This window comes from Lachnospira pectinoschiza (assembly GCF_020564355.1).
Lineage (GTDB): Bacteria > Bacillota > Clostridia > Lachnospirales > Lachnospiraceae > Lachnospira > Lachnospira intestinalis.
Genome location: NZ_JAJCRR010000006.1, coordinates 50,006 through 73,618, shown reverse-complemented (window position 1 = coordinate 73,618; position 23,613 = coordinate 50,006). Strand labels below are relative to the sequence as shown.

At 42.6% G+C, this 23,613-nt stretch carries 20 protein-coding genes; 3 read left to right on the top strand and 17 right to left on the bottom strand.

The genetic code is table 11. The features are described from left to right. The first annotated feature begins 44 nt into the window (after positions 1–44). Positions 45–1,874 (top strand): translational GTPase TypA, encoded by a 1,830-nt coding sequence (typA, locus tag LI288_RS12465; protein ID WP_022431154.1) that lies wholly within the window; start codon positions 45–47, stop codon positions 1,872–1,874. Positions 1,875–1,915: 41 nt separating this feature from the next. Continuing rightward, the gene (locus LI288_RS12460; RefSeq protein WP_022431155.1) at positions 1,916–2,239 is read left to right on the top strand and encodes a helix-turn-helix domain-containing protein; all 324 of its coding nucleotides are present in this window, start codon (positions 1,916–1,918) and stop codon (positions 2,237–2,239) included. Between the two features lie 122 nt (positions 2,240–2,361). On the opposite strand, the gene LI288_RS12455 is transcribed toward LI288_RS12460, so the two are convergent. The 8 genes from LI288_RS12455 to LI288_RS12420 form a co-directional block, all read right to left on the bottom strand. Further along, positions 2,362–4,152, bottom strand: coding sequence for an ABC transporter ATP-binding protein (locus LI288_RS12455; protein ID WP_227090680.1), 1,791 nt, complete (start codon positions 4,150–4,152; stop codon positions 2,362–2,364). A gap of 8 nt (positions 4,153–4,160) precedes the next feature. Continuing rightward, the gene (locus tag LI288_RS12450; RefSeq protein ID WP_022431157.1) at positions 4,161–5,717 is read right to left on the bottom strand and encodes a glycoside hydrolase family 28 protein; all 1,557 of its coding nucleotides are present in this window, start codon (positions 5,715–5,717) and stop codon (positions 4,161–4,163) included. Next, entirely contained in the window at positions 5,708–6,661 is a 954-nt protein-coding gene (locus LI288_RS12445) for a hypothetical protein (RefSeq protein ID WP_227090678.1), read from the bottom strand. Before LI288_RS12445 ends, LI288_RS12450 begins: the two co-directional genes overlap by 10 nt. 13 nt (positions 6,662–6,674) lie before the next feature. Continuing rightward, entirely contained in the window at positions 6,675–8,633 is a 1,959-nt protein-coding gene (locus LI288_RS12440; RefSeq protein ID WP_227090676.1) for a family 43 glycosylhydrolase, read from the bottom strand. A 200-nt stretch (positions 8,634–8,833) separates the two neighbouring features. Next, complete coding sequence (locus LI288_RS12435; protein WP_022431160.1) at positions 8,834–9,700, bottom strand: carbohydrate ABC transporter permease; 867 nt, start codon at positions 9,698–9,700, stop codon at positions 8,834–8,836. Between the two features lie 12 nt (positions 9,701–9,712). Beyond that, positions 9,713–11,188, bottom strand: coding sequence for an ABC transporter permease subunit (locus tag LI288_RS12430; RefSeq protein ID WP_227090674.1), 1,476 nt, complete (start codon positions 11,186–11,188; stop codon positions 9,713–9,715). 151 nt (positions 11,189–11,339) lie between these two features. Continuing rightward, a complete protein-coding gene (locus tag LI288_RS12425; protein WP_227090673.1) occupies positions 11,340–12,932 on the bottom strand; it encodes an ABC transporter substrate-binding protein in 1,593 nt (530 codons plus the stop codon). 383 nt (positions 12,933–13,315) lie between these two features. Continuing rightward, entirely contained in the window at positions 13,316–13,960 is a 645-nt protein-coding gene (locus LI288_RS12420; protein WP_227090672.1) for a YigZ family protein, read from the bottom strand. A 168-nt stretch (positions 13,961–14,128) separates the two neighbouring features. On the opposite strand from LI288_RS12420, the gene LI288_RS12415 reads away from it, so the two are divergent. Then, entirely contained in the window at positions 14,129–16,897 is a 2,769-nt protein-coding gene (locus LI288_RS12415) for a transglycosylase domain-containing protein (RefSeq protein WP_227090670.1), read from the top strand. 373 nt (positions 16,898–17,270) lie between these two features. On the opposite strand, the gene LI288_RS12410 is transcribed toward LI288_RS12415, so the two are convergent. The 9 genes from LI288_RS12410 to LI288_RS12370 form a co-directional block, all read right to left on the bottom strand. Continuing rightward, positions 17,271–17,630: a SpoVA/SpoVAEb family sporulation membrane protein gene (locus LI288_RS12410; RefSeq protein WP_227090829.1), complete on the bottom strand. Its 360-nt coding sequence runs from the start codon at positions 17,628–17,630 to the stop codon at positions 17,271–17,273. Then, entirely contained in the window at positions 17,630–18,646 is a 1,017-nt protein-coding gene (spoVAD, locus tag LI288_RS12405) for a stage V sporulation protein AD (protein WP_022431166.1), read from the bottom strand. Before spoVAD ends, LI288_RS12410 begins: the two co-directional genes overlap by 1 nt. A 31-nt stretch (positions 18,647–18,677) precedes the next feature. Next, entirely contained in the window at positions 18,678–19,229 is a 552-nt protein-coding gene (locus tag LI288_RS12400; protein ID WP_022431167.1) for a SpoVA/SpoVAEb family sporulation membrane protein, read from the bottom strand. Between the two features lie 91 nt (positions 19,230–19,320). Continuing rightward, positions 19,321–19,752 (bottom strand): stage V sporulation protein AB, encoded by a 432-nt coding sequence (locus LI288_RS12395; protein ID WP_227090669.1) that lies wholly within the window; start codon positions 19,750–19,752, stop codon positions 19,321–19,323. Further along, positions 19,752–20,369 (bottom strand): stage V sporulation protein AA, encoded by a 618-nt coding sequence (locus tag LI288_RS12390; protein WP_227090667.1) that lies wholly within the window; start codon positions 20,367–20,369, stop codon positions 19,752–19,754. The genes LI288_RS12395 and LI288_RS12390 overlap by 1 nt, the downstream gene beginning before the upstream one ends. 67 nt (positions 20,370–20,436) lie before the next feature. Continuing rightward, positions 20,437–21,153 (bottom strand): SigF/SigG family RNA polymerase sporulation sigma factor, encoded by a 717-nt coding sequence (locus LI288_RS12385; protein WP_022431170.1) that lies wholly within the window; start codon positions 21,151–21,153, stop codon positions 20,437–20,439. Between the two features lie 18 nt (positions 21,154–21,171). Next, the gene (spoIIAB, locus tag LI288_RS12380; protein ID WP_227090827.1) at positions 21,172–21,603 is read right to left on the bottom strand and encodes an anti-sigma F factor; all 432 of its coding nucleotides are present in this window, start codon (positions 21,601–21,603) and stop codon (positions 21,172–21,174) included. Positions 21,604–21,617: 14 nt separating this feature from the next. Continuing rightward, the gene (locus tag LI288_RS12375) at positions 21,618–22,007 is read right to left on the bottom strand and encodes an STAS domain-containing protein (protein ID WP_022431172.1); all 390 of its coding nucleotides are present in this window, start codon (positions 22,005–22,007) and stop codon (positions 21,618–21,620) included. 190 nt (positions 22,008–22,197) lie between these two features. After that, positions 22,198–23,613, bottom strand: coding sequence for a tetratricopeptide repeat protein (locus tag LI288_RS12370; protein ID WP_022431173.1), 1,416 nt, complete (start codon positions 23,611–23,613; stop codon positions 22,198–22,200).

Sequence of the window (23,613 nt, the reverse complement as noted above, 5' to 3'; positions counted from 1 at the left end):
TCATAGTCGGATATAGTTTATATACATTCAGAAAGGAAAAAACAATGATTACAAAACGCGAAGATATTCGTAATATCGCTATTATTGCGCACGTTGACCACGGTAAAACAACACTGGTTGACGAACTTTTAAAGCAGAGCGGTACTTTCCGTGAGAATCAGGAAGTCGCAGAGCGTGTAATGGATTCTAATGATATTGAAAGAGAACGTGGTATCACGATTCTTTCAAAAAATACTGCCATTACTTATAAAGATACAAAAATCAACATTATCGATACTCCGGGTCATGCCGATTTCGGTGGTGAGGTAGAGCGTGTCTTAAAAATGGTAAACGGTGTTGTTCTTGTTGTCGATGCATTTGAAGGTGTTATGCCGCAGACCAAGTTCGTACTCCAGAAGGCTCTGGAATTAAACCTGTCTGTTATCGTATGTATCAACAAGATTGACCGTCCGGAAGCCCGTCCGAATGAAGTTATTGATGAGATTCTGGAACTGTTTATCGATCTGGATGCCAACGAAGACCAGCTTGACTGTCCGTTTATTTTTGCTTCTGCAAAATCAGGATATGCCATTGCTGACTTAAATGACGAAAGAAAAGATATGCAGCCTTTATTTGACTGTATTGTTAATAATATTCCGGCACCGGAGGGTGACCCGGATGCCGATACACAGATGCTCATTTCCACAATCGACTACAACGAATTTGTCGGCCGTATCGGTGTCGGTAAGATTGAAAACGGTAAGTTAAAGGTCAATCAGGAAGTAACAATTGTAAACCATCACGACCCTTCTGTACGCAAGAGAGTCCGCATTACAAAGCTTTATACTTTCAGCGGTCTGAATAAGGTTGACGTACCGGAAGCATCTTTTGGTGATATTGTTGCCGTATCCGGTATTGCGGATATTCACATTGGCGATACACTCTGCTCTGTTGAAAACCCGGTAGCCATTCCGTTCCAGAAGATTTCAGAGCCGACACTTTCCATGGATTTCATGGTAAATGACAGCCCGCTTGCCGGAAAGGAAGGTAAGTTTGTCACATCAAGACATATCCGTGACAGACTGTTCCGTGAATTAAATACAGACGTCAGCTTACGTGTGGAAGAAAATCCGGGTTCTGAAAACTCTTTCAAGGTTTCAGGCCGTGGCGAATTACATCTTTCCGTATTAATTGAAAACATGCGTCGTGAAGGCTATGAATTTGCTGTCAGCAAGGCTGAGGTTTTATACCATACAGATGAGCGCGGCAAAAAGTTAGAGCCAATCGAACTTGCTTATGTTGATGTTCCTGAAGAATTTTCAGGTTCAGTTATCCAGAAGTTAAGCCAGAGAAAAGGTGAACTTCTCGGAATGACACCAATTAACGGCGGTTATACCCGTCTTCAGTTCTCGATTCCGTCCCGTGGTCTGATTGGCTACCGTGGCGAATTTATGACAGATACCAAAGGTAACGGTATTATTAACACTTCTTTTGAAGGTTATGAAGAATACAAAGGTGACATCTCTTATCGTAAGACCGGTTCTTTAATCGCTTACGAAGACGGTGAAGCTGTAACTTACGGTCTTTTCAATGCACAGGACCGCGGTACACTCTTTATCGGACCTGGTGAAAAGGTTTATGCCGGTATGATTATCGGTGAAAATCCACGTACGGAAGATATTGAGGTCAATGTCTGCAAGACAAAGCACCTGACCAATACCCGTTCTTCCAGCGCCGATGAAGCATTAAGACTTGTTCCGCCTAAAATTTTAAGTCTGGAACAGGCTTTGGATTACATCGATACAGACGAACTGTTAGAGGTAACACCAACCCATTTAAGAATCCGTAAAAAGATTCTGGACTCTACATTAAGATACAGAGCCAACAAAAAGTAAAACAAATTATCACAAAAACACAGAATTTGGAGGTATGTGACATGGACAGCGATTTAGGAGCAAAGGTAAAGAAGTTAAGAATTGCACACGGACTGACACAGGAGGACGTTGCAAAAGCCCTCGATGTAACACCTGGTTACATCAGTAACGTAGAAAACGGACGTAATCTGATGACACTCAGAATGCTCTCTTACTATGCAGAGCTTACCGGAGTTTCTCTGGATTATCTTGCAGGAAGTGTTGATAAGAACTATCAGAATACTGCTCTGGATAACGAAATCATGCAGCTCGTTCAGAAGATGGACGCTGATTCTAAGGAAAAGCTGATTGCTACGCTGCGTATCTGGAATACAAACGAAAAGTAATAGATTTTCTTTAAAGCTTAAAAAAAGATTTAAAAACAAAAAGGGATAGGAATGCAAAAGCTGCTTCCTATCCCTTCTTTGGAATTTACAAAAAATATTCTTATCTGCTTTTGTGCCTGTATTTAACTCTGTATCGACTTCATCTGATAGAACTCACCCTTTAATGCCATCAGTTCTTCAAATGTGCCGTATTCTACGCAGTGTCCGTCTGCAATGACCGCGATTTTATCGGCATCGCGGATTGTTGAAAGGCGGTGTGCCACAATAAAAGTCGTCCGTCCCTTCGTCAGATTATTCAATGCTTCCTGTATCAGTTTTTCGGAGATACTGTCAAGCGCCGAGGTTGCCTCATCTAAGACGATTACCTGTGGGTTGCGGATTAATGCCCTTGCAATGGAAATACGCTGTCTTTGACCGCCTGAGAGCTTTCCGCCATGCTCTCCGACCATGGTATCAAGTCCCTTTGGCAGGGATTCGATTAAATCGGTCAGATTGGCAGCTTTTACAACCTCCTGTAACTGTTCCTCGCTGACATTTTCAATACCGTATGTAATATTGTCACGGATTGTACCCGAAAACAGTATTGAGGTCTGCGGCACTACCGCCAGATGCTTTCTGTAGCTTCTTAAATCAATCTGGCTGATATCCTCGCCGTCTACCAGCACTTTTCCGTCTGTAGCAAAATTAAATCCAATGACAAGATTTAAAATTGTCGATTTTCCCGCACCGGACTCTCCGACCAGTGCAATCGTTTCTCCCTGATGAACGGTAAGATTTAAGTCATTTAATACATTTTTATCCGTATTATTATAATGGAACTTTACGTTTTCAAAACAAAAATCGCCATGCACACCGGCAAGCTTTTTCTTGCCCTCGTTGTGTTCCACATCTTCTTCTAACAGCACTTCACCAATGGAATTGACAGATTCAATACCCTTTGCAATCGTTGGAATCAGCGACATCAGTGAAGATACCTGACTGACAATGGTGCTGAAATAGCTCTGGTACAACGTAATATCACCCGGCTGGATTGCCGCCCGCAGAGCCAGCACACCGGTAAAGGCAAGACAGACTACCTGAAAGACCTGGAAAATCGCCCAACCCACCGAACCAAACAACGACTGGATAATATCCAGCTTGTAGCCTTTTTCTGCCACGGCAAAGAGCTGTCCGCTCATTTTGTGGACTTCTTCTTCCTCCAGCGCATGTGCCCTTGTCACCGGAATCAGTTCCACCATTTCCATGACTTTTGCCGAGGTTTCTTCCATTTCCTTACGAAATTCTGTATTGCGCCTGCGCATGACATTTCTGAAAAAGACCATGGTAAGCGCCGCAATCGGTGTCGTCAGCAGGAAAAAGACAAACACCACCATACTTTTTGAAATCGTTACTGCCAGTGCAATGATGATGTTTAACGCAATATTTAAAATGCTTAAAAACATCTGCGTTGAAAGCGTTTCCACAGCTTCCACATCACGCATGATTTTCGACTGCAGCCGCCCCGACTGCGTTTCTTTATGATACGAAATCGACAACTGCTGCAATTTGCGCACCAGTGCCTTTCTAAGTCCCGTTTCCGCATATCTTGTTGCCAGCGATTTGTATCTTGTATACATATAATTGGTCGGAATGTTGAGTGCAATCAGTACAACCATGATAATCGCTTCAATAAAAATATGCTGGTATGCGTCCGGTGCGCCGCTCGTAATATCGTTGATGATATTTGCCGTAATAATCGGCAGCACCCACACCGGACAGTGCTTGATAAAGAAAAACACAACCGCCATAAAGAACTTGTTGTAATTTCCCTTATAAAGTCCTAAAAGAATCCACATCGGATGTCCTTTGTATTTTCTGTAACATTCAATAAACCAGTTTTCTACGTCAATTCCTTTTGGTGCATGAAGATTCATAATCTATTTTACTCCTGTATCAGTTCGTCTACATTGCCTGCAACAATCGGTTCACCCTCACAGCCTGTAACCTTTACATTCTTTAAAATAAGCTGTTTTACGTTATTGACAACCAACCCCTGCTTTGAAGCCTCATCACAGCCAAGCATCATTGCCGCTACGCCGGATTTTGCATTTTCCGCATAAGAGAAGCTGATATTCTCAAAGGTAAGCTTTTCAATTTTGCTTTCCGGCAGACCGTAAATGTACGTACCCGCAACGTGGCAGTTGGTTGCCTTAATATCTTTAAACGTCAGACGCTTAATAGACGGTGTTCTTCTGTCCACCGGCAGCGGTTTTTTCGTACCGACATATTCGGTCTTGCCGTCAGGATCACAGAAATAAAAGCTGTTGACAACAAATGGTGTCATCACGTTATCCATGTCAATATTTTCAAAGGAAATATCATCCAGAACGGATAACTGTCCTCTGCCTCGTCTGGTCTTTACACGCAGACCACGGTCCGTATTCATGAAAATGCAGTCTGTAATATGAACGTCTTTAACACCTGCCGCAATTTCACTTCCAACTGTGACCGCACCGTGTCCGTCCCTCATACAGCACTGTCTGACAATCATATTGGAAGTTGGCACCTGATATTTTTCTGCCATATAAATTTTACCGGACTTAATTGCAATGCAGTCATCACCGACAGAAATATACGTACCAAGCACCAGTACGTCTGTACAGCTTTCCGGGTCTAAGCCGTCTGTATTGTGTGAATTTGCCGGGTTTTTAATCTTTACATCAATAAATTTCAAATGTTCACTGAAGTACGGATGAATCGTCCATGACGGAGAATTCTGAACCGTAATGCCGTGCATCATCACATTTTTGCAGTGATTGATAAAGAACAGTCTTGGGCGCCATGCCGTATCCCTGACCTTGCAGTTCTTCCACCAGTTCTCAAAATTGGTACAGCCGTCAATTGTTCCTTCACCAGTAATGACAACATTTTCTACATTGATACCGCATACGATTGCAGAAAACATATCGAGCGGGTTGCCTTCCCATGAACCTAAATTGTATTGTGCCGTTTCGTCATAGGACTCAATTTCACCCGGCAGAACCGGGAATTTTTCTCTGTCGGTAAAGGCGGAAAGCACTGCACCCTTTGCGAGTTCCAGTGTCAGATTATCCTTTAAAAAGATACTTGAAATCTTATAAACACCTTCCGGCACTAACACGCGGGAATCCTTCGGGCATGCCATAATCGCACACTGAATGGCATTGGTATCATCATGGACACCGTCGCCGTATGCGCCGAATTCCCTTACATTTAACGTTACAAATTCATACTTTGTCTGAACGTCTACCGCCGCAATTTCCTGTCCGTCATACACGGCAGAAACCTTGTATAACGTATCCGGTTTTAAACCGTAAAGTGTTGTAATAACCTTTTCACTGTCCATATATTTACTGCCGTCTACGTAGATTTCATACGGCTTTTCTGTATAAAATTTTCCTGATTCCGTCAGTTCTACCACTGCACTTCTGCTTGTTGCTGTAACAAATTTTAACTCCATAATGCGCCTCCCTTAGTTCTTCCGTAGTCCTGATATTCTCTGTTGCGCAGGCTTTCCGCGTAAGCCGTTACCAGTACGGCTGTATATGCTGTATCCGCGCCAAATACATCATCTTCCTGTGCTTTTGCTTCTGCCGCTTCCAATATATCCAATGCTGCTTTTTCGTATTTTTCAGTAATAAGCGCCTTCATGCGGCAGCCCTTTAATACGGCATACGCATAAAACAGTCCTGCCTCCCGCGCTTCTTTTGCAAATGTATCAAGGCTCTTTGTATTCATTGCAGCGACTACCTGCTTTAAAATCTGTCTTAATCTGTCAAAAATCTCATATAACGGCTGTTCCATAACCTCCATGGTATCTACTGCCGCTGCTGCGTACGCTGCCATTTCAAGGTCTGCCGCAGCGTTTCCCAATTCATTTTCCACAGACGGATATGCCTTCTCCTGTAAAATGTTAAACTGCGCAATGATATCATTGTACTGTTCTTTTCCGCCAAATTTTGTTTCATAATTCATATAAAACGGCTGTGTCAGATATGCATCTGAAAGCTTTGTGGAAAATGTGCCTGCGCAGGTTTCTGTTGCATCAAATCGTGCACCGGAAGTCATCACCTTTTCCTGCTTTAAAATGGCTTTTTCTGTCTTTTCAGCTGCTGTGTCCTGCGGATTGTATACAGTATCCATTGCACGTACTGCAAATAACGCATTGCCAAATAAATTATCGGAAAGGCTGCCCTCTGCCTTTGCATACGTTCCGTCTTCCGCTACAAGGTTATCTACTGCCTTTTTTGCAAATGTGTGATAATCCGCATCACCTGTTGCCTGATACAGCTTTTCCAGCCCCAGAATAAGCTGCCCCTGCTGTTTTGCTGCCAGCTTTTCAATATCCACCGACAAAAGCCAGCTTTTCAACTTACCTTCCAATATAATATTTCTTTCTTTCAAAGTTCATTCCTCCTTATTTTTCCGGCTGGTAGTCAAACCAGTCAAAATCAACATACAGGGTGTCATCCCCGTGTCTTCCGTATTCGTCTACATATCGGCTGCCAAAATCACCTGCATAAGCGTACATGCCGATCATTGCCCCTGTAAAACGCTTGCCCTTCTTTAAGCCTTCATCACACAGGTAATAGACATTTTCAAGCACTGCCACCTTTATGTACTCTTTACCATCATAACTCATATAGCAGGTACGTTTCAAATCATTCGTTTCAATTTTTAAATAAACGTCCTGACGTCTGAAATCCAGTTCAATGCTGCCGCTTTCTTTCACCTGTTCTCCAATGACTTCTACTGCTTTCACAATCAGACGCGGCTGCGGCTCCTGTGTCGCAAATACACCAAATTTTACAAAAGTATTCTCATCATAATAGCATGTCATGCCCGCATCCTGTCCCGGATACAACTGTGGCATTTTCATCTTGCAGACTGCCGTAAATTTAAAATGCTGCTGTCTGCGAAGCAGGATATTTCTTGCTCCCATGGAATCCAAATCCGCGCAGCTTCCCTTTATCTTTACATGAGAATCCTGCAACAGCACGCCGTCCGGTTCCGGCACTCTCGGAAACATCCAGTCTGTGCTTAAATATTCACCATCAAAATCATCAAAATAGGAAGACTCCCACACTGTTTCCGGCAAATCCGGCTTTATCTGCATGGCACTCGGACCGTCTAAATTATTGACAACAGGCCAGCCGTCTGCAGTCCATGTAATCTTATCCAATGCCGTTTCCCTGCCTAAAATGCTGTAACCGTCACCGATTTTTCTGCCGCACAGATACACCATATACCATTCACCGTTCTGTGTCTGCACCGGCTTTCCATGTCCACAGCGCTGGATAATAGCCTTTTCATCTGTCTGGCGCATAATCGGATTATATGGACACGGCTCATACCGCCCCATCAGCTCGCGGCTTCTTGACACGGTAATACGGTGTCCAGGTCCTGTTCCGCCCTCTGCTTCAAACAGATAGTAATATCCATCCTTTTTTAATAAATGTGGTCCCTCCGGCGCTCTTTTCTGATCGCCATAATACAGTAACGATGCTTTTGATATCTGTGCCGTGGCATCTTCATTTAATTCAAAAATACGCGCACCTCTGTTTAAAAGCATATAGCGCCGTCCGTCATCATCATTAAAAATAGAAGGATCAATACCGTCTTCATCTATCACCGCCGGTTTACTGTACGGTCCTTCCGGTCTGTCCGAGCTTACAACAATCTGCTTTCGATAAACCGTTCCGTCATCATTTAAGCGATACGTTGCCGTAATATAAAATCTTCCTTTATAGTAGGAAATATCCGGCGCCCAGTATCCTCTGCCGCCCTCTAAATGCTGTAAACCTGCCCATTCCGGATTGGTAATGGCGTAACCGATAATTTTCCAGTGAATCAAATCCTTTGACGTTGAAACCGGAATACACGGATAATAGATAAAGGATGAATTCACCATATAATAATCTTCACCCACTCTGACAATCGACGGATCCGGATACATTCCGGTACGAATCGGATTGTGATACATTTTTTCAAGCGGTGCGCCAGTCTCCTCCTGAAAATACTCCTCTAAATCAAAAAATTTGTTCTCATGCGCGATTTCATACGGTGTCAAAAGATTGATGTCTCCGGATAACGGTGACAATCCAACCCGTTCCACAAGATACTTACAGGTCGCAACATTACCGGACATCGCTGCATAGTGTAGCATATTTTTCTGATTTTTATCCGTAATATTCATACTGGCTCTGGAGTATTCAACGATGTAACGTACCAGATTCAGATTGCCTGTTTTGGCTGCCAGCAGTGCCATTAACACACCATCTTCATCTACTTCGTCAATCAGCGGCGGATTTTCTTCCAAAATACGCTTCACTTCATCTATCTTTTCCAAATATATGGCATCTTTAAGCGTAATCATTTTCCCTCCTGTTCTGCCTTTTAAAAAGCATCTTTTTAAATCTTTCTCTAGTATACATGACCTTTTTGTTTTTTTCTACATATTAAAGCAGAATATTGTAAAAACCTACAGAAAAAGTGTTCAATCGGAATACCTATGACTGAATACACAAAAAGGCTGCCGCATATGCGACAGCCTGTAAATTCTGTTGAATTTTTAAATTATTCCTTAACGGCACCAACATTAACACCCTGTACGAAGTACTTCTGACAGAATGGGTAGATGATTGCGAAAGGAAGGATAGCCACGATAACGGCTGCATTGGCAATCGTATTCGGGTCGATACCACCTTCATCAGGGATATCGTTATCCATAACCATGTTACGCAGCTTCATCTGGAAGTTGAATAACTCGTTCTTGTTGATATAAATCTTGAAGTTTGTATAATCGTTCCAGAACTGTACGGCATACATCAAACCGATAGAAGCCAAAGCCGCCTTTGAAAGCGGAAGTACAATCTTAAAGAATGTACCCATTGGAGAACAACCATCAATTTCAGCTGCTTCAAACAGTGATTCAGGAACACCTTCAAAGAAGTTTCTCATTAATACAAGGTTATATACATTGATAGACAATGGCAGGATTACTGACCAAAGTGTGTTCAGTAAGTGTAAGTCCTTCATAACGAGGTACTTAGGAATCATACCACCATCGAAAATCATTGTGAATAATAACATATATGCGAAGAAGTTTCTTCCCGGCATTTCCCACTGAATTAATACATAAGCGCCTAATGTTGCTAATAACAGACCGATAAATGTACCAGCAATCGTTACAACTACTGAAATTAAGAACGGTCTATAAAGTGCAACTCTGGAAAGGATTGAACTATAACCACCGAGTGTAAATGTCTGTGGCAGGAAATTCATACCATAACCGGCTTTTGCATCGAATGAATCGACGATAACCTTCCAAATAGGAACCATGATAATTAATGAAATTACCAAAAACAAAATTACGTTTACGATAGGGAAGATTTTGACTTTTTTCTTCTTTTTTCTTGCAACTACTACTTGTTCTTTACTCATTATCTATCCCTCCTATACAATACCGCGACCACGTACTTTTTTACTTGCATAGTTACATCCAAGTACGAGGATCATACCTACAAATGACTTGAATAAACCAACCGCTGTTGTATAACCATAATCGGAGTTACCACTACCGAATGTCTTACGGTATACATATGTCTGAAGTACGTTAGAAACGTTAACGACTGCATCGTTCATTGTTACGAATACTGATTCGAAAAGGTTCATAACCTTAGCAAGGTTCAGAATGAATACAGTAATAATAGTATTTGCTAAAGCAGGAAGTGTAATATAAATTAATCTCTTCCAACGGTTTGCACCATCAATCTGGGCAGCTTCATAAAGGTCTGGGCTGATACCTGATAATGTAGCAAGGAAAAGGATTGTTCCCCAACCTGTATCCTTCCAAACGTTGATGAAGAAGAATGTGCCTCTCCAGTATCTTACATCACCAAGGAAGAAGATTGGATTATCAATCACGCCCATTCCCATTAACATCTGGTTAATCATACCTGAACTGTTAACTGAAAGAATTAAACGGAAGATAGAAGCAACTACTACCCATGACATAAAGTGAGGTAAGTATACAATTGTCTGTACTGTCTTCTTAAATGCAAGGTTTGTAATTTCATTCAGTAATAATGAAATAATAACGGCTGCACCAGTGTTAAGAATTAACTTAACGATAGAAAGCAGTAATGTGTTACGGAATGCATCCCAGAAGAATACATCGTTTGTGAACATCGTATTGAAGTGAAGAAGACCTACATAATACGGTGAACGGATAATATATTTTGTAAAGGCATATCTACAACCTAACATTGGCCAGTAGTTAAACAGTAAAATCATGATTAATACCGGCAAAAACATTACATAGAACCATCTGTGGTAGTAGATCTTTGACCATACTTTCCTGTTGATTGAGTTTGTCATGTACTTAGAGTCAACGTTGATATCTTTCTTGAAGTACTTCATGATATCAATAAAGCATCCTGCAATACCAAGAATGAGACCAATGATAACTACATATACACCGCAACCTACTGAATATGAAGAACCTTCATATCCGTTTGATAATAAATCTGTCAATGAATGAAGATTATAGAGCTTTCTGCTCTCGTAACCTCTGAAGTTCATTCCTACGAATGAAACAATAAAAATTATACCTGAAATAGCTGTAGGTATAATTGAAAACATATCTTTCTTTACTGCTAAAAGTACCAGAGATACTACAATAGCCAGCATGTAAAGGTACCACATAGCTGGTACATCAATGTTCATAAAACTGTAGGCATCAGAAATCAACTCAACATCTGTATTCTGAACAAAAGGCAATAGCCCGCCTATTAACGCAATAACTAAACCGGCGACAGCAATTACTTTAAGGTTGTCTGACTTCTGCTTTCCAACGAGTTCTCCGCACTTCGGACAAACCTTTGCTTTTTTAGGTAATTCTGTTCCACAAGACTTACATTGCATCTTCATACCTTCTTTCCTAATATTTTTTGTAAAATTCCAAGCCTACTCTCGATATAAATAAGCTAAAAATTAGAATCCATTCCGGGTGGGTTCCCCCACCCGAAAGTGGATTCTTATAAAGTGGCTATACAGCCGTGTTTACATAATCAGTTACTGATTACTTGTTTAAAGACTTAAGTACTGTATCAGCTAATGAACCAACTGTTGTCTTGTAGTAGTTCATACCTTCATCAACTGTCATGTAACCTAAAGCTACCTGAGAGATAACGTAGTTTCTAGCTGTGTTGATATCAGTGATGTTCTCAGAAAGAGCAGTTGTCATTGGAAGTGGAACTGCTACAGTTGAGTTTTCAGCGAAGAAATCACCGTTAGCCTTAGCTGTTTCTGTCATAGCACTAGCACCTGGATCTTCCTTACCATCCTGGAACTTAGCAAGAGCAAGGATTGGATCGATGTGGTTCTTAGACATTAACTTATCCGGTGATTCCGGCTGTGGAAGGAAGTGGAACTGACCTTCTTCATAAGTCTTAGTCTTCTTGCCTTCGTCATCCTTAGCAAGTGTTACAGTTTCTGCCTTTGTATCCCAGTGGGTTCCCTTTGCGCCGTACTCCCAAAGTGTCTGAACGTCGCCGCCATCTAACATTGTATCGATGAAGTACTTAAAGATACCTTCCGGGTTCTTAGCTGCTGTAGTAATACACCAGCATGGTGCGATTCTTTCTACATATGTACCAAGTTCTTGGATTGGCTTAATAGCAATCAGTTCATTATCAAGACCCTTAGTAGCAAGCTGAGTCTTTAATGTATTAGCCCATGTACCAGCCCAGTATGTGAATACGCCTGATTCAGAGCCTGCATCTGTTGAATAGAACTTATCACGTGCATTAGATGTAGAGTTGTTTACAGATTCCTTATCAATAATACCATCATTAACAGCTGTCTGGATTCTCTGAAGAGCCTCTTTCATCTTGTCTTCTGAGAAACCATCAACGTACTGTCCTGATGAATTCTTGTAGAATGTGTAGTTAGCCTGCTGATAGAATTCTGGCAGGTAGTTTGTGTAAGGTGCTTCATTGCTGATGAAGCCCGGAGCAGAAATTACATAATGACCCTTATTAGCAGCCATCTGCTTTAAGTAGCCATAGTATGTGTTGAAATCAAGTGTCTTGCCTTCAACATCTGCTGTGCTGATACCAGCTGCATCTAACCAAGCCTTCTTGATATAAGTACAGCAGCCATTACCACGGTATGGAGAGAATCCATACATAGCCTTTGTTCCATCTTCACCATTAACCATAAGAGCTGAAAGAACGTTATCAGCTGTGCTGATTAATCTTCCTGATTTCTTTGTTTCTGATGAATTCCAAGCATCTGTCATATTCCAAAGGAAACCATTTGAAGCATATAATGCATAGTAGTCAGATGAAAGTAATATAACGTCTGGCATTGTATCATCTGAGTTAAATGCATTAGCAACTGCATCATAGTAACCGCTGTGGTCCGGACGAGTCCACTGGAAGTCAAGACCTGTTGCAGTCTTTAACTGTTCGTAGAATGCCGCAGCACCATTTGTTTCTGTAACTACCGTACTATCGCACATAATTGTGAACTTATCCGGTTTTGTTACTTCCTTGCTTGAGCTTGATCCGCCTGCTGCATTGCTGTCATTTGAGCTGCCGCAAGCTACGAGTCCCATTACTGAAGTAAGTGTTAAACCTACAGCAGTAAGCTTTTTGATTGTTTTCTTCATAAACCTATAAACCCTCCTTGTTTGGTTTCGCGGGGGAACCACCCCCAGCCAACATTCATTGACATAGGTATAATAGCATTTTTGTGTGATTTTAACAAGACTATTTTGAACAATTCTTGTACTTTTTTTGAATTTTTTGTGAAACCCCAGTATTTATGCGGCTTTCCAGTTTTATTTTTTTTTACATTTTTTTCAGTTTTCTTATATTTTTATTCTTATTAAATAAATTCTCTGCGCAAAATATACCATGCATTATGTAAATTATGCACTATCCGTACCATATTTTTTGTTTATTTTTACATCACATTTACAATACAAATTGAATTTTTCGGTTTTCAAAACTTCTTTTTGTGATATATTACTATCTTTTCCCATTATTTTGCTCAGGAAAGCAGAATCACCTCTCCGCTTTCACTTTTGCCAAATTTCTGTTGTTGAATTTTTACAACAGAAATTTTCCCTGAAAACGCATCGGTTATTTTCTGTACAAACTGTCCATAATTTTCTGCCTGTACAATCATTTCCATATAAACATTTTCAGTATATTCGGTTTTTAATATATCTATGTGCATTTCCAAACAAATATACTGGATTTTCCCAATGCTGTTATAATCCGCATCAATCTGTGCCAGAACCCCGTCCGATACCGAAAGCACGGTGCTGTGTTCCAGTCCTTCCTTGGAAGCTGCCTGATAAGCACGGATTAATCCGCCTGTTCCAAGCAGCGTACCACCGAAATATCTTGTCACAATAATCAGGCAATTATAGATGCCGCTTTTCATAATAATGTCAAGAATCGGTTTTCCTGCTGTCCCCTGCGGCTCTCCATCGTCACTAAACCGCTGAAAGCCCGCATCCTCTCCCAATACATAGGCATAACAATTATGCCTTGCATCCCAGTATTTCTTTTTTACTTCATTAATATATGATACTGCCTGTTCTTCCGATTGTACCGGATATACGTGTGCAATAAAACGGGATTTTTTTTCTTCAATCTCCCCTTCGCCTTCCTTATATATAATCTTCATATTTTCTCCATTCTGTATGCCTTACATTTTTAATGACCGCCGGAAGTATAATTTCCCCTATGGATTGTTCCGCAGCAAACATTTATTATATAGTACGAATTTCATTTCAATTTGTCAAAGTATTTTCGTTATGATATAATAGTAAGAACTTATCAAGGAGGACAATCTATGAATTATGGCAGACAAGGCATAAAACAAAAGAAAAAACTGCTAAATTCCGCCGCTACAAGACTTCGAACAAAACTTGGCGTTTTCGCCATCAAATTTATACTGATATTAGCAATTGCCGTTGTGGTTTCAGGCTCATGTCTGGTACTGGGTTCTGTACAGGGTATTATTTCGAGCGCCCCTGACGTTTCGACAATTGACGTATCACCTGACGGATTTGCCACAAAAATCTACGATAACGAAAGCAATGAAATCCAGACGCTCTCTACCACCGGCTCCAACCGTATTTCCGTGGAGCTGGACGTTGTGCCTCTTGAATTGCAGCATGCTTTTGTTGCAATTGAAGATGAACGTTTTTACGAACATAACGGCATTGACATCCGTGGCATTATCCGTGCCGGTTATAACACTATTACCGGTGGTGGTCTTTCACAGGGTGCAAGTACCCTGACACAGCAGCTTTTAAAAAACAATGTCTTTAATGCATATAACGAAACAGACATTGAAAAGATTAAGCGTAAGGTGCAGGAACAGTATCTTGCAATTAAGCTTGAAACGTATATGAGCAAGGACGATATCCTTGAAAATTACTTAAATACAATTAACCTTGGAAACGGCTATTATGGTGTACAGGCAGCTGCCAACGGTTATTTCGGAAAAGACGTTTCCGAACTGACTTTAAGCGAATGTGCCGTGATTGCTTCCATTACACAGAATCCGACCAAGTTAAACCCGTTAAAGTATCCGGAAGACAATCAGGAACGACAGCAGAAGGTTTTGCGCAATATGCTCAAGCACGGTTACATTGCACAGGAAGAGTATGATGAAGCCCTTGCAGATGATGTATATGCGCGTGTAGAGGGTCTTGACATTGCAACCGGCTCCTCTTCCACATATTCTTATTTCGTTGATACACTCATTGAACAGCTGATTGACGACTTGATGACACAGAAAGGTTATACGGAAACACAGGCAACCAACCTCATTTACAAAGGCGGTCTGCAGGTTTATTCCACACAGGATACTTCCATGCAGGAAATTGCCGATGAAGCGATTAACAACCCTTCATTTTATCCGAGTTCAACAGAATTTTCGATTAACTATGCATTAAGTGTAAAAAACGCTGACGGAAAAATTATCAATTACTCCCATTCGACCATGCAGACATGGTATCAGAATGTACAGGGCAATTATAATTTCAGTCTGACACAGACTAACGAAGATACCGCACAGCAGTATGTGGATACCTACCGCGAAGCCATGACGGCAAATGGTGAAACGGTTGTTGCAGAATCGCTGCATTATGTAATCCAGCCGCAGCTTTCATTTTCTTTAATGGATCAGCATACCGGCTATGTGAAGGTACTGGTCGGCGGACGCGGAGAAAAATCAGGCAACCGTACTTTAAACCGTGCAACTGATTCGCCACGCCAGCCGGGTTCTTCCATTAAACCACTGGCAGCTTACGGTCCGGCGCTTGATACCGGTGCGATTACACTTGCCAGTGCTATTGATGACTCTCCGTACTATTATTCAAGCGGACAGCTTGTTAAAAACTTTACTGCCGGAGAATACCGCGGACTGATGACCGTGCGTGAAGCGATTTACCGCTCGCAGAATGTACCGGCTGTCAAGGTGCTGACGTTAATCACACCGCAGGTCGGCTTTAATTATCTGGAAAAATTCGGTATCAGCACGCTGGTATCTCCACAAAAGGCAATTAACGGCAGCCACGATATTGTTCAGCCGCTCGCCCTCGGTGGTATGACACTGGGTGTTACCAATATTGATATGACCGCAGCTTACGCTGCCATTGCAAATCACGGTACGTACACCAAACCGGTATATTATACCGCTGTATACGACTACAAGGGGAATCTGCTGCTTGACAATTCCTCCAGTGAAACACATACCGTATTAAAGGAACAGACGGCATGGCTGCTGACCAGTGCACTGGAATCCGTTATCACACAGGGTACCGGTACATCTGCAGCTCTTTCCAACCAGCCGGTTGCCGGTAAAACAGGTACGACCAATAATGAAACCGATAAATGGTTCTGTGGTTTTACACCATATTATACGGCTTCTATCTGGCTGGGCTATGATGATAACTCTAAAGTTTTGTCCAAGTCTATCAGCCATACAAAGATTTGGCAGACGATTATGTCACAGATTCACGAGGGACTTTCTACCGGTGAATTTACACAGCCGTCCGGCATTGTGACTGCCCAGGTATGCTCACAGTCCGGTAAACTCGCTGTTGCAGGTTTATGTGATGAAGACCCGCGCGGCAGCCAGGTTATTACAGAATATTTTTCGGCGGATAATGTGCCGACAGAAGAATGTGACACCCATGTTAAAGTAACAATTTGTAATGATTCGGGCGATGTCGCTTCCGCAGGATGTACAAACACCTCTACACGTGTTTATATTAAAAAATCATCCTCCGGTACTGCTTCTGATGAAGAATCTTCTTATAGTGCATATGATTCTTCTTACGCAATTACAGATGAAAAGCTTTCCAGACTTTGCAGCCTGCACAACGGCTCCAATGCTTCCGCTGTAAAACCCGGAAGCCAGACAACCGAAGCTTCACAGGCGGTAACCACTCCATCTAACACTGTAGGAACAACCGCCGCAAATAACAACGGAACAAACGGAAATACTTCCAACACAGCCGGCACAAGCGCCGCACACAACAACAACCAAAGCAGCTCCGCTGCCCAGAATCCAACTACTGCCAGCCAGAATTGGAACACCGCGGAATAACAAATTAAAATAATGCAGGATATCTGCAAACTAAAGAAAAAGACTTCTGATAAACACCGTTTAACCCGGTACTGTCAGAAGCCTTTTTCTTTTTATTTCATGTGAAGTTAAGTGATAACGTTGAGCCGCAATCATACATTCATATCTCCGTAACTTTCCGTCCGCCATCACTCCAAGCATGAAATATGATTGCAGCGAAGTTAAGTGATAACGTTGAGCCGCAATCATACGTTCATATCTCCGTAACTTCCCGTCCTCCATCACTCCAAGCATGGAATATGATTGCAGCGAAGTTAAGTGATAACGTTGAGCCGCAATCATATTTCATGCGCCCGTTAAGCGATAACGTTGAGTCGCAATCATATTTCATGCGTCACTTCTTCTTCATCTTCGGTTCAAACAGCACGGATGCCAGATATCCGAAGATGAGCGCGGCGGATACGCCGACGGCACAGGCTTTAAAACCGCCCTGGAACAACCCTAAAAAACCATTGGCATCGACTGCTTCTCTGACGCCTTTCCACAATACATTTCCAAAACCTAACAGCGGCACAGTCGCACCTGCACCAGCGAATTCCGCAAACGGCTCATATAAACCGACTGCCCCCAGAAACGTTCCCAGCGTTACGAGCAGTACCATAATCCTTCCGGGCATCAGCCTGGTTTTTTCCATTAATATCTGTGTCAGAGCGCAAATCATTCCGCCGATTACAAATGCTTTTATAAATACCATCATTTTCTGTTCCCCTTTCTTTCCAGAATTACTGCATGTGCAATACCGGGAACACTTTTTCCTTCATTGTAGCTGACTGTGGATAAAAGCGCTCCCGTCGGTACAAACAGCACCCTGTTCCAGCTGTGATTTTTCATTTTTTTCATAATATATGAACACATTGTAACTGCAGAACAGCCGCAGCCGCTTCCACCCGCTTTCGTATCCTGGCTTTCCGCATCAAAGATTTCCAGTCCGCAGTCAGTATATCTGCCCGTCAGGTCATATCCCTTTTCCTTTAACAAATCCATAAGAATAGTTTTACCGACTGCCCCCAGATCTCCCGTAATAATGCAGTCATAATACGTAACATCCTTTTGCATGTCTTCTAAATTGGCTGCAATGACATCTGCTGCTGCAGGCGCCATACACGCACCCATATTCATTGAATCTTTTACACCAAAATCAATCACTTTTCCGGTCGTAATGCCGCGGATACAGACCTCGCCTTTTTCCGTACCAATAACGGCTGCCCCGCAGCCTGTAACTGTCCATGTCGAAGCCGGTGGCCGCTGGTTGCCGTATTCCAGCGGATAACGGAACTGTTTTTCGGCACTTGCAAAATGACTGGAAGCCAGTGCAATGACATGACCGGCGTAACCTGCATGAACCGTCATTGCCGCAAGCGACAGCGCTTCACCAAAAGTAGAACAGGCCCCGTATAATCCGAACATTGGAATTTCATACTGCATCAGCCCGAATGATGTGGCTATCAACTGCCCCAGCAGATCTCCTGCAAAAATATAACGCAAATCTTCTTTTTTGCCATCCCATTTTTCAAGCAGTTTATCCACAGCCAGCTGCTGTAAGGTACTTTCTGCTTCTTCCCAGTTTTCCATGCCCGCCATCGCATCTTCCACAACCACATCAAAAAGTTTTCCAAGCGGTCCTTCCGATTCCTTCTGTCCTGCAACGCATGCCGTTTCTTCTATATATACATTTTCTTCAAATAAAATACTTTGTTTTCCCACAATCATTGCATCAACTTCTCCCTTCATTTTTACACGGTTACACAGCACGCAGGCTGACAACAATCAGGTAAATCACGCCCAGTATCCAAGAACTTAAAATGCCGTACAAAATCACAGGGCCACTGATAGTAAAAATTTTGCAGCCGATACCGAATACCTGTCCTTCTTTTTTATATTCAATCGCAGGCGCTACCACGCTGTTTGCAAAGCCGGTAATCGGCACTAAGCTTCCCGCACCGCCCCATGTCGTAATCAGCGGATATATATTTAATCCCGTCAGCACAACGCTGGCAAAAACAAGACTGATTGTCGTATACGCAGCAGCTTCGTCCTTTCCCATGCCGCTGTTTAAAAACAGCACCGTCAGAATCTGTCCAACTGTACAGATACAACCGCCTGTGATAAATGCTTTGACACAGTTTAACAGGCAGTTTGCCTTTGGCGTCACCTGCTCTACATACTGGTTATACTGCTCATTTCGCTGTTGTTCCCTGCTTTCTTCTCTTTTAACCGGACCGCCGCCCGTTCCCGGCTCTGCACCCGCACTTACAATCTCAATTTTATTTTTATCGCCTTTTTCTTTTCCCATTACACTGCCTCCTTATACATCTGCGCTGCATGCCCTGATATACTTATGATGCCCGCTGCATTTTCTTTCATTTTGTATTCTGTATACTGTATTATGGATATAATTTCAGATAATACAATAGATGTCCTGCTGCTTTTCCCAGACCGATTGCAAGCACGACAATGCCAAGTCCTGCACCAATCCGCACACGCCTTACAAAGATTGGCAGTGCCTTAATATTTTCTGCCAGACTGACGGCAAACAATCCGATAAACATCCCGGAAAGCAGACCGTATAAAACAGCACCCGGCATACCGGCCGGCAGCGGCAGGTCAAAGATGAACCATACATTTCCAAGGGATGCGCCCCAGATGATGACTTCTTCAAAATACGGAATGTACGCTTTGGTATTGGTGACGTCGACAATGCGGTTTATCATGCCGACACTGGTAATTACCGCAAAATATCCCGCCGCCGTAAAACCGCCTGCTGCCAGTCCGATGGCAATCTGTACTGCCAGCTTTAAAAGTTCCATCCCATCCATTATTTTTCCTTCCCTTCCGTGCTGCTGCGGTCAATCATACAGTTGTCAATATCCGTTTCATATTTGTCCATTTCCACCTGAATCGGTGTCGGATCGCCCGTAAAATGTTTTCCCGCAAAATGATTGTAGAAAACGACAATGCCCAGCAGCAGACCCACCGCGTAAGCAATTTCAATGACCTTATATTCCTGAAAATTACCCGTTCCCATCATCTCGTATACCTTTTCAAAGATTTCATTGGTACTGACATCATTGTTGTATGCCATGATGGCATAGGCACTTCCGACAAACGTAAAAACGGAAACAAATGCTACCATCAGCCCCTGCCATACCCGGCTCTTCTTTTTCTGACGGATATAATCCACAATAAAGTCGCTTTCCCCAATGCTTACAAGCTGTAAATCCGGGTAAATCTTTTCGATTTTTTCCATTACGGTTATTACAGAAAAAGAAACTCTCCTTTTCGGAACATCCGGCAGCGTAATCAGCTTTATCGTTTTTACACGTGCTGTTATGCCGGCGTTCTTACAAAGGAGAGCTGCCACATCGCCGATAGTGATTTCCCGTTTATCGACCTGAATATTTCTGTTAATCTGGATATATAATGTTTCACTCATCGCTTTCCTGTCCCTTTCTGCTGTTTACAAGGGAAGTATCTGCAATGACCTCTGTTTTTATGCGCTTTTACGCAAGTTTTTTCTTCATGGATGCTAAAATTTTCTTTTCCATTCTGGAAACCTGTACCTGTGAGATTCCAAGCTTTGCCGCTATATCGGTCTGCGTGCGTTCTTCAAAATAGCGCATCCGGATCAGTGTACGCTCTTTTTCAGGCAGTTCTTCCATAATCTGTGCAATCACCATGCGGTTGACACTTTCTTCATTATAATTGCGTTTTTCTTCGATTTTATCAATCAGGCAGACTTCGCTTCCATCCCCCTGATAGACTGTCCTGTAAATGGATTCCACATCTGCCGCCGCCTCAAAAGACATGACAACTTCTTCCGGGGGAATTCCCGTCTGCTGTGCAATCTGTTCCACGGTTGGCTCGCACAGGTGTTCTTTTCTGTATTCCTCAATCATTCTCGCCATTTTCACTGAATTTTCCTTCAGTGTCCGGCTGACCTTTATCATGCCGTCGTCCCGCAGAAACCGTTTAATTTCCCCGGTAATCATCGGTACGGCGTAGGTTGAAAATTTAACGTCAAATGCCGTATCAAACTTATCCACAGCTTTAATCAGCCCGATACTCCCAATCTGGAACAAATCTTCCTGCTCATACCCCCTTCCGGCAAAACGCCGCACGATGCTTCCAATCAGTCCCATATTTTCCAATACGAGTGTTTCCCTTGCTTTCTCATCTCCTCTGTGCGCTCTTTCAATCAGTTCCTTAGTATGATTCATATAATCACACCCTATCTGCTAATTTTCTACACCTATTCTTTTTTTCATAATCACCGTTGTTCCGCTGTTTTTACCGGAATACACTTTTAACTCATCCATAAAAGCTTCCATAAAGGAAAATCCCATGCCGGAACGTTCCTGCTCCGGTTTGGTTGTATAAAGCGGCTCCATTGCCTGCTCTACATTTTCAATGCCGATTCCGTCGTCGTGGACTTCAATCCGTACTTCCTGTCCTACTAGGCTTACCTTTAACGTGATTTTTCCTTCTATGCCCTCATATCCGTGTACGATACTGTTTGTAACAGCCTCTGAAACCGCTGTTTTAATATCCGCAATTTCCTCCACCGTCGGGTCTAGGCGTGTGCAAAATGCCGCTGCTGTTACTCTTGCAAAACTCTCATTTTCAGATTTTGCATCAAATATCACTTCCATCGCATTATCTGCTTTCATTTCCATGTCCTCTCCTATTTTTCTATATTTTTTGCCGCCTGCGAAACGTCCTTACAGGTATGTACCAGCTTATGCAGTCCGGATATTAAAATAATCCGCTGGATACTGTCATTTGCCCCCGCAATGCTGATACTGCCGTTTTCCTGCAGTTTCTTATACCGCCCCATAATCAGCCCGATTCCCGAACTGTCCATAAAACTGATTTTCGAAAAATCAAAAATGAGATGGCGCACCCCACGTTCCTCAATAATCGTATCTATCACATCCCGCATTTCATCTGCCAGATGATGGTCAAGTTCCGCATTCATACTGATTACCAGCCTGTCCCCTGTAACCATATAAATGTAATCCGTATGCTTATTTTCCTGCATTTCTTCATTTGCCGCACTTTTTGCTGCTTCCATGCCAATCCTCCCTTTCTTTTTGCAACACTTTCCGCTTTTTGTGCCTGTCCGGCTGTTCCTGCCTGAAATGTCGTCTGCCGTCACATTTTTTCCTACTGTGGCTTTTCATTTTAGACAGCTTTCATTTCAGACAGCAAAAAACCTGCCAGCGGTTTTTACCGTCTGACAGGTTTATCTTTTTTACGTATCTTTATGAATGCGATGTTACATATGCATTGGCTTCTGAGTAGTACGAGCTTGAGCGGAATCCATCCACAATGTACTGATAGTACTTCTTGGCATCTTCCGTCTGGTTTAACGCCACATAACTCTTTGCCGCATAATAAGCTGCTTCTGCCTTCGTGCTGTCACACTTATACGCATTTACAAATGCAGTGGCGGCTGTTGTGTAATCCGCTTTATTGTAAGCTGTTGTACCCTGTGTATAAAATTCATTTGCCGCAGGCTTCATCGCCGCTTCTGCAATGGTATTATACAGTTTCTTGGCATCATCTGTCGGCAGTGAGCTGACATCAATATCCATGAGTTCCTTGGCTGCGGTTGCAGTATCATTTGCAATATATGAATTAGCTGCACTTATAACGGCAGTTAACAGCTTATTGCTTCCGCCTTCTCCGCTTAATCCCGAAAGCTGTCCTTCGAGTGCCTCTTTTTCCGACTTTATATCCTCTAACTGCTTCGTGAGGGAATTGATTTCCACATTGCCGGATGAGAGCTGTTCGCTGTAATCCTGAAGGCTCTTATTATAATCCTCCGTAATGCCCTTGTAACGGGACGGCATTACTAAAAACCAGATGAGTGCAGCACCGATTACAACACCGACAAGGATATTCACAATCGTAATAGCACCGTTGCCCGGCTCTTTATACGATGACCGCGGCAGAATCACATCATTTCCACTGAGCGGCTGGCTTTCTATCACCTTTGTTTCACGCTTTTCACGCTTCTGCGGTAAAAATTCATTGGAACGCGCACCCTGCTTTTTCTTTAACTGCTGTGCTTCTTCGATTTCCTTTAAATACAGCTGCGCAAGCGTGTTGTTGCGGTCAATTTTTAAAACAGACATCAGCAGCTTTCTGGCTCTTGCATATTCGCCGTCTTTGATATAAATCAGCGCTAAAAGCTGGTGTGCCTTTATCAGATGCGGATTCTGGCCAACAATTTTTTTAAGCTGTATGGTTGCCATGTCCAGATTGCCTTCTTTGGCATAGTTTAATGCCTGGTTATATTTCTTTATCGTTGTTGTTACCGCATCAAACCTGCCCTGATTCGACTGAATCTGTGCAATATAAGACCCTGCCGGATTGTTGTCCGGCTGTAAATTCTTACTGATAACCCACTGGCTGAGTGCCTCAACCACTTCACCCATTTCACAGTAAACAAGTCCTAACAGGTTCCTTGCCTCTATGTTGTTTTTGTGAATCATCACACTTGTTTTTAAGCTTTCTGCCGCACCTGTCAAATCCCTGACCTTTGCCTTTGCAAGACCAAGATTATAATAGGCGTTGGAAGCTTTTGCCGCTCTTTTATAGACTGAAACGTCCGCCTTGCACTGCGGACATCTGTCAGATGCCGTCAGTGTGGCACCGCATTTATAACATCTCAT

What these genes read in the sequence shown, in the direction of transcription:
- LI288_RS12390 (WP_227090667.1), bottom strand. Translation starts at nt 20,369, where the DNA reads ATGAGTGAAACATTATATATCCAGATTAACAGAAATATTCAGGTCGAT.
- LI288_RS12420 (WP_227090672.1), bottom strand. Translation starts at nt 13,960, where the DNA reads ATGAAGATTATATATAAGGAAGGCGAAGGGGAGATTGAAGAAAAAAAA.
- LI288_RS12460 (WP_022431155.1), top strand. Translation starts at nt 1,916, where the DNA reads ATGGACAGCGATTTAGGAGCAAAGGTAAAGAAGTTAAGAATTGCACAC.
- LI288_RS12440 (WP_227090676.1), bottom strand. Translation starts at nt 8,633, where the DNA reads ATGATTACGCTTAAAGATGCCATATATTTGGAAAAGATAGATGAAGTG.
- LI288_RS12410 (WP_227090829.1), bottom strand. Translation starts at nt 17,630, where the DNA reads ATGGTATTTATAAAAGCATTTGTAATCGGCGGAATGATTTGCGCTCTG.
- typA (WP_022431154.1), top strand. Translation starts at nt 45, where the DNA reads ATGATTACAAAACGCGAAGATATTCGTAATATCGCTATTATTGCGCAC.
- LI288_RS12425 (WP_227090673.1), bottom strand. Translation starts at nt 12,932, where the DNA reads ATGAAGAAAACAATCAAAAAGCTTACTGCTGTAGGTTTAACACTTACT.
- LI288_RS12430 (WP_227090674.1), bottom strand. Translation starts at nt 11,188, where the DNA reads ATGAAGATGCAATGTAAGTCTTGTGGAACAGAATTACCTAAAAAAGCA.
- LI288_RS12450 (WP_022431157.1), bottom strand. Translation starts at nt 5,717, where the DNA reads ATGGAGTTAAAATTTGTTACAGCAACAAGCAGAAGTGCAGTGGTAGAA.
- LI288_RS12455 (WP_227090680.1), bottom strand. Translation starts at nt 4,152, where the DNA reads ATGAATCTTCATGCACCAAAAGGAATTGACGTAGAAAACTGGTTTATT.
- LI288_RS12435 (WP_022431160.1), bottom strand. Translation starts at nt 9,700, where the DNA reads ATGAGTAAAGAACAAGTAGTAGTTGCAAGAAAAAAGAAGAAAAAAGTC.
- LI288_RS12395 (WP_227090669.1), bottom strand. Translation starts at nt 19,752, where the DNA reads ATGGATGGGATGGAACTTTTAAAGCTGGCAGTACAGATTGCCATCGGA.
- LI288_RS12375 (WP_022431172.1), bottom strand. Translation starts at nt 22,007, where the DNA reads ATGGAAGCAGCAAAAAGTGCGGCAAATGAAGAAATGCAGGAAAATAAG.
- LI288_RS12385 (WP_022431170.1), bottom strand. Translation starts at nt 21,153, where the DNA reads ATGAATCATACTAAGGAACTGATTGAAAGAGCGCACAGAGGAGATGAG.
- LI288_RS12415 (WP_227090670.1), top strand. Translation starts at nt 14,129, where the DNA reads ATGAATTATGGCAGACAAGGCATAAAACAAAAGAAAAAACTGCTAAAT.
- spoVAD (WP_022431166.1), bottom strand. Translation starts at nt 18,646, where the DNA reads ATGATTGTGGGAAAACAAAGTATTTTATTTGAAGAAAATGTATATATA.
- spoIIAB (WP_227090827.1), bottom strand. Translation starts at nt 21,603, where the DNA reads ATGAAAGCAGATAATGCGATGGAAGTGATATTTGATGCAAAATCTGAA.
- LI288_RS12370 (WP_022431173.1), bottom strand. Translation starts at nt 23,613, where the DNA reads ATGAGATGTTATAAATGCGGTGCCACACTGACGGCATCTGACAGATGT.
- LI288_RS12400 (WP_022431167.1), bottom strand. Translation starts at nt 19,229, where the DNA reads ATGGGAAAAGAAAAAGGCGATAAAAATAAAATTGAGATTGTAAGTGCG.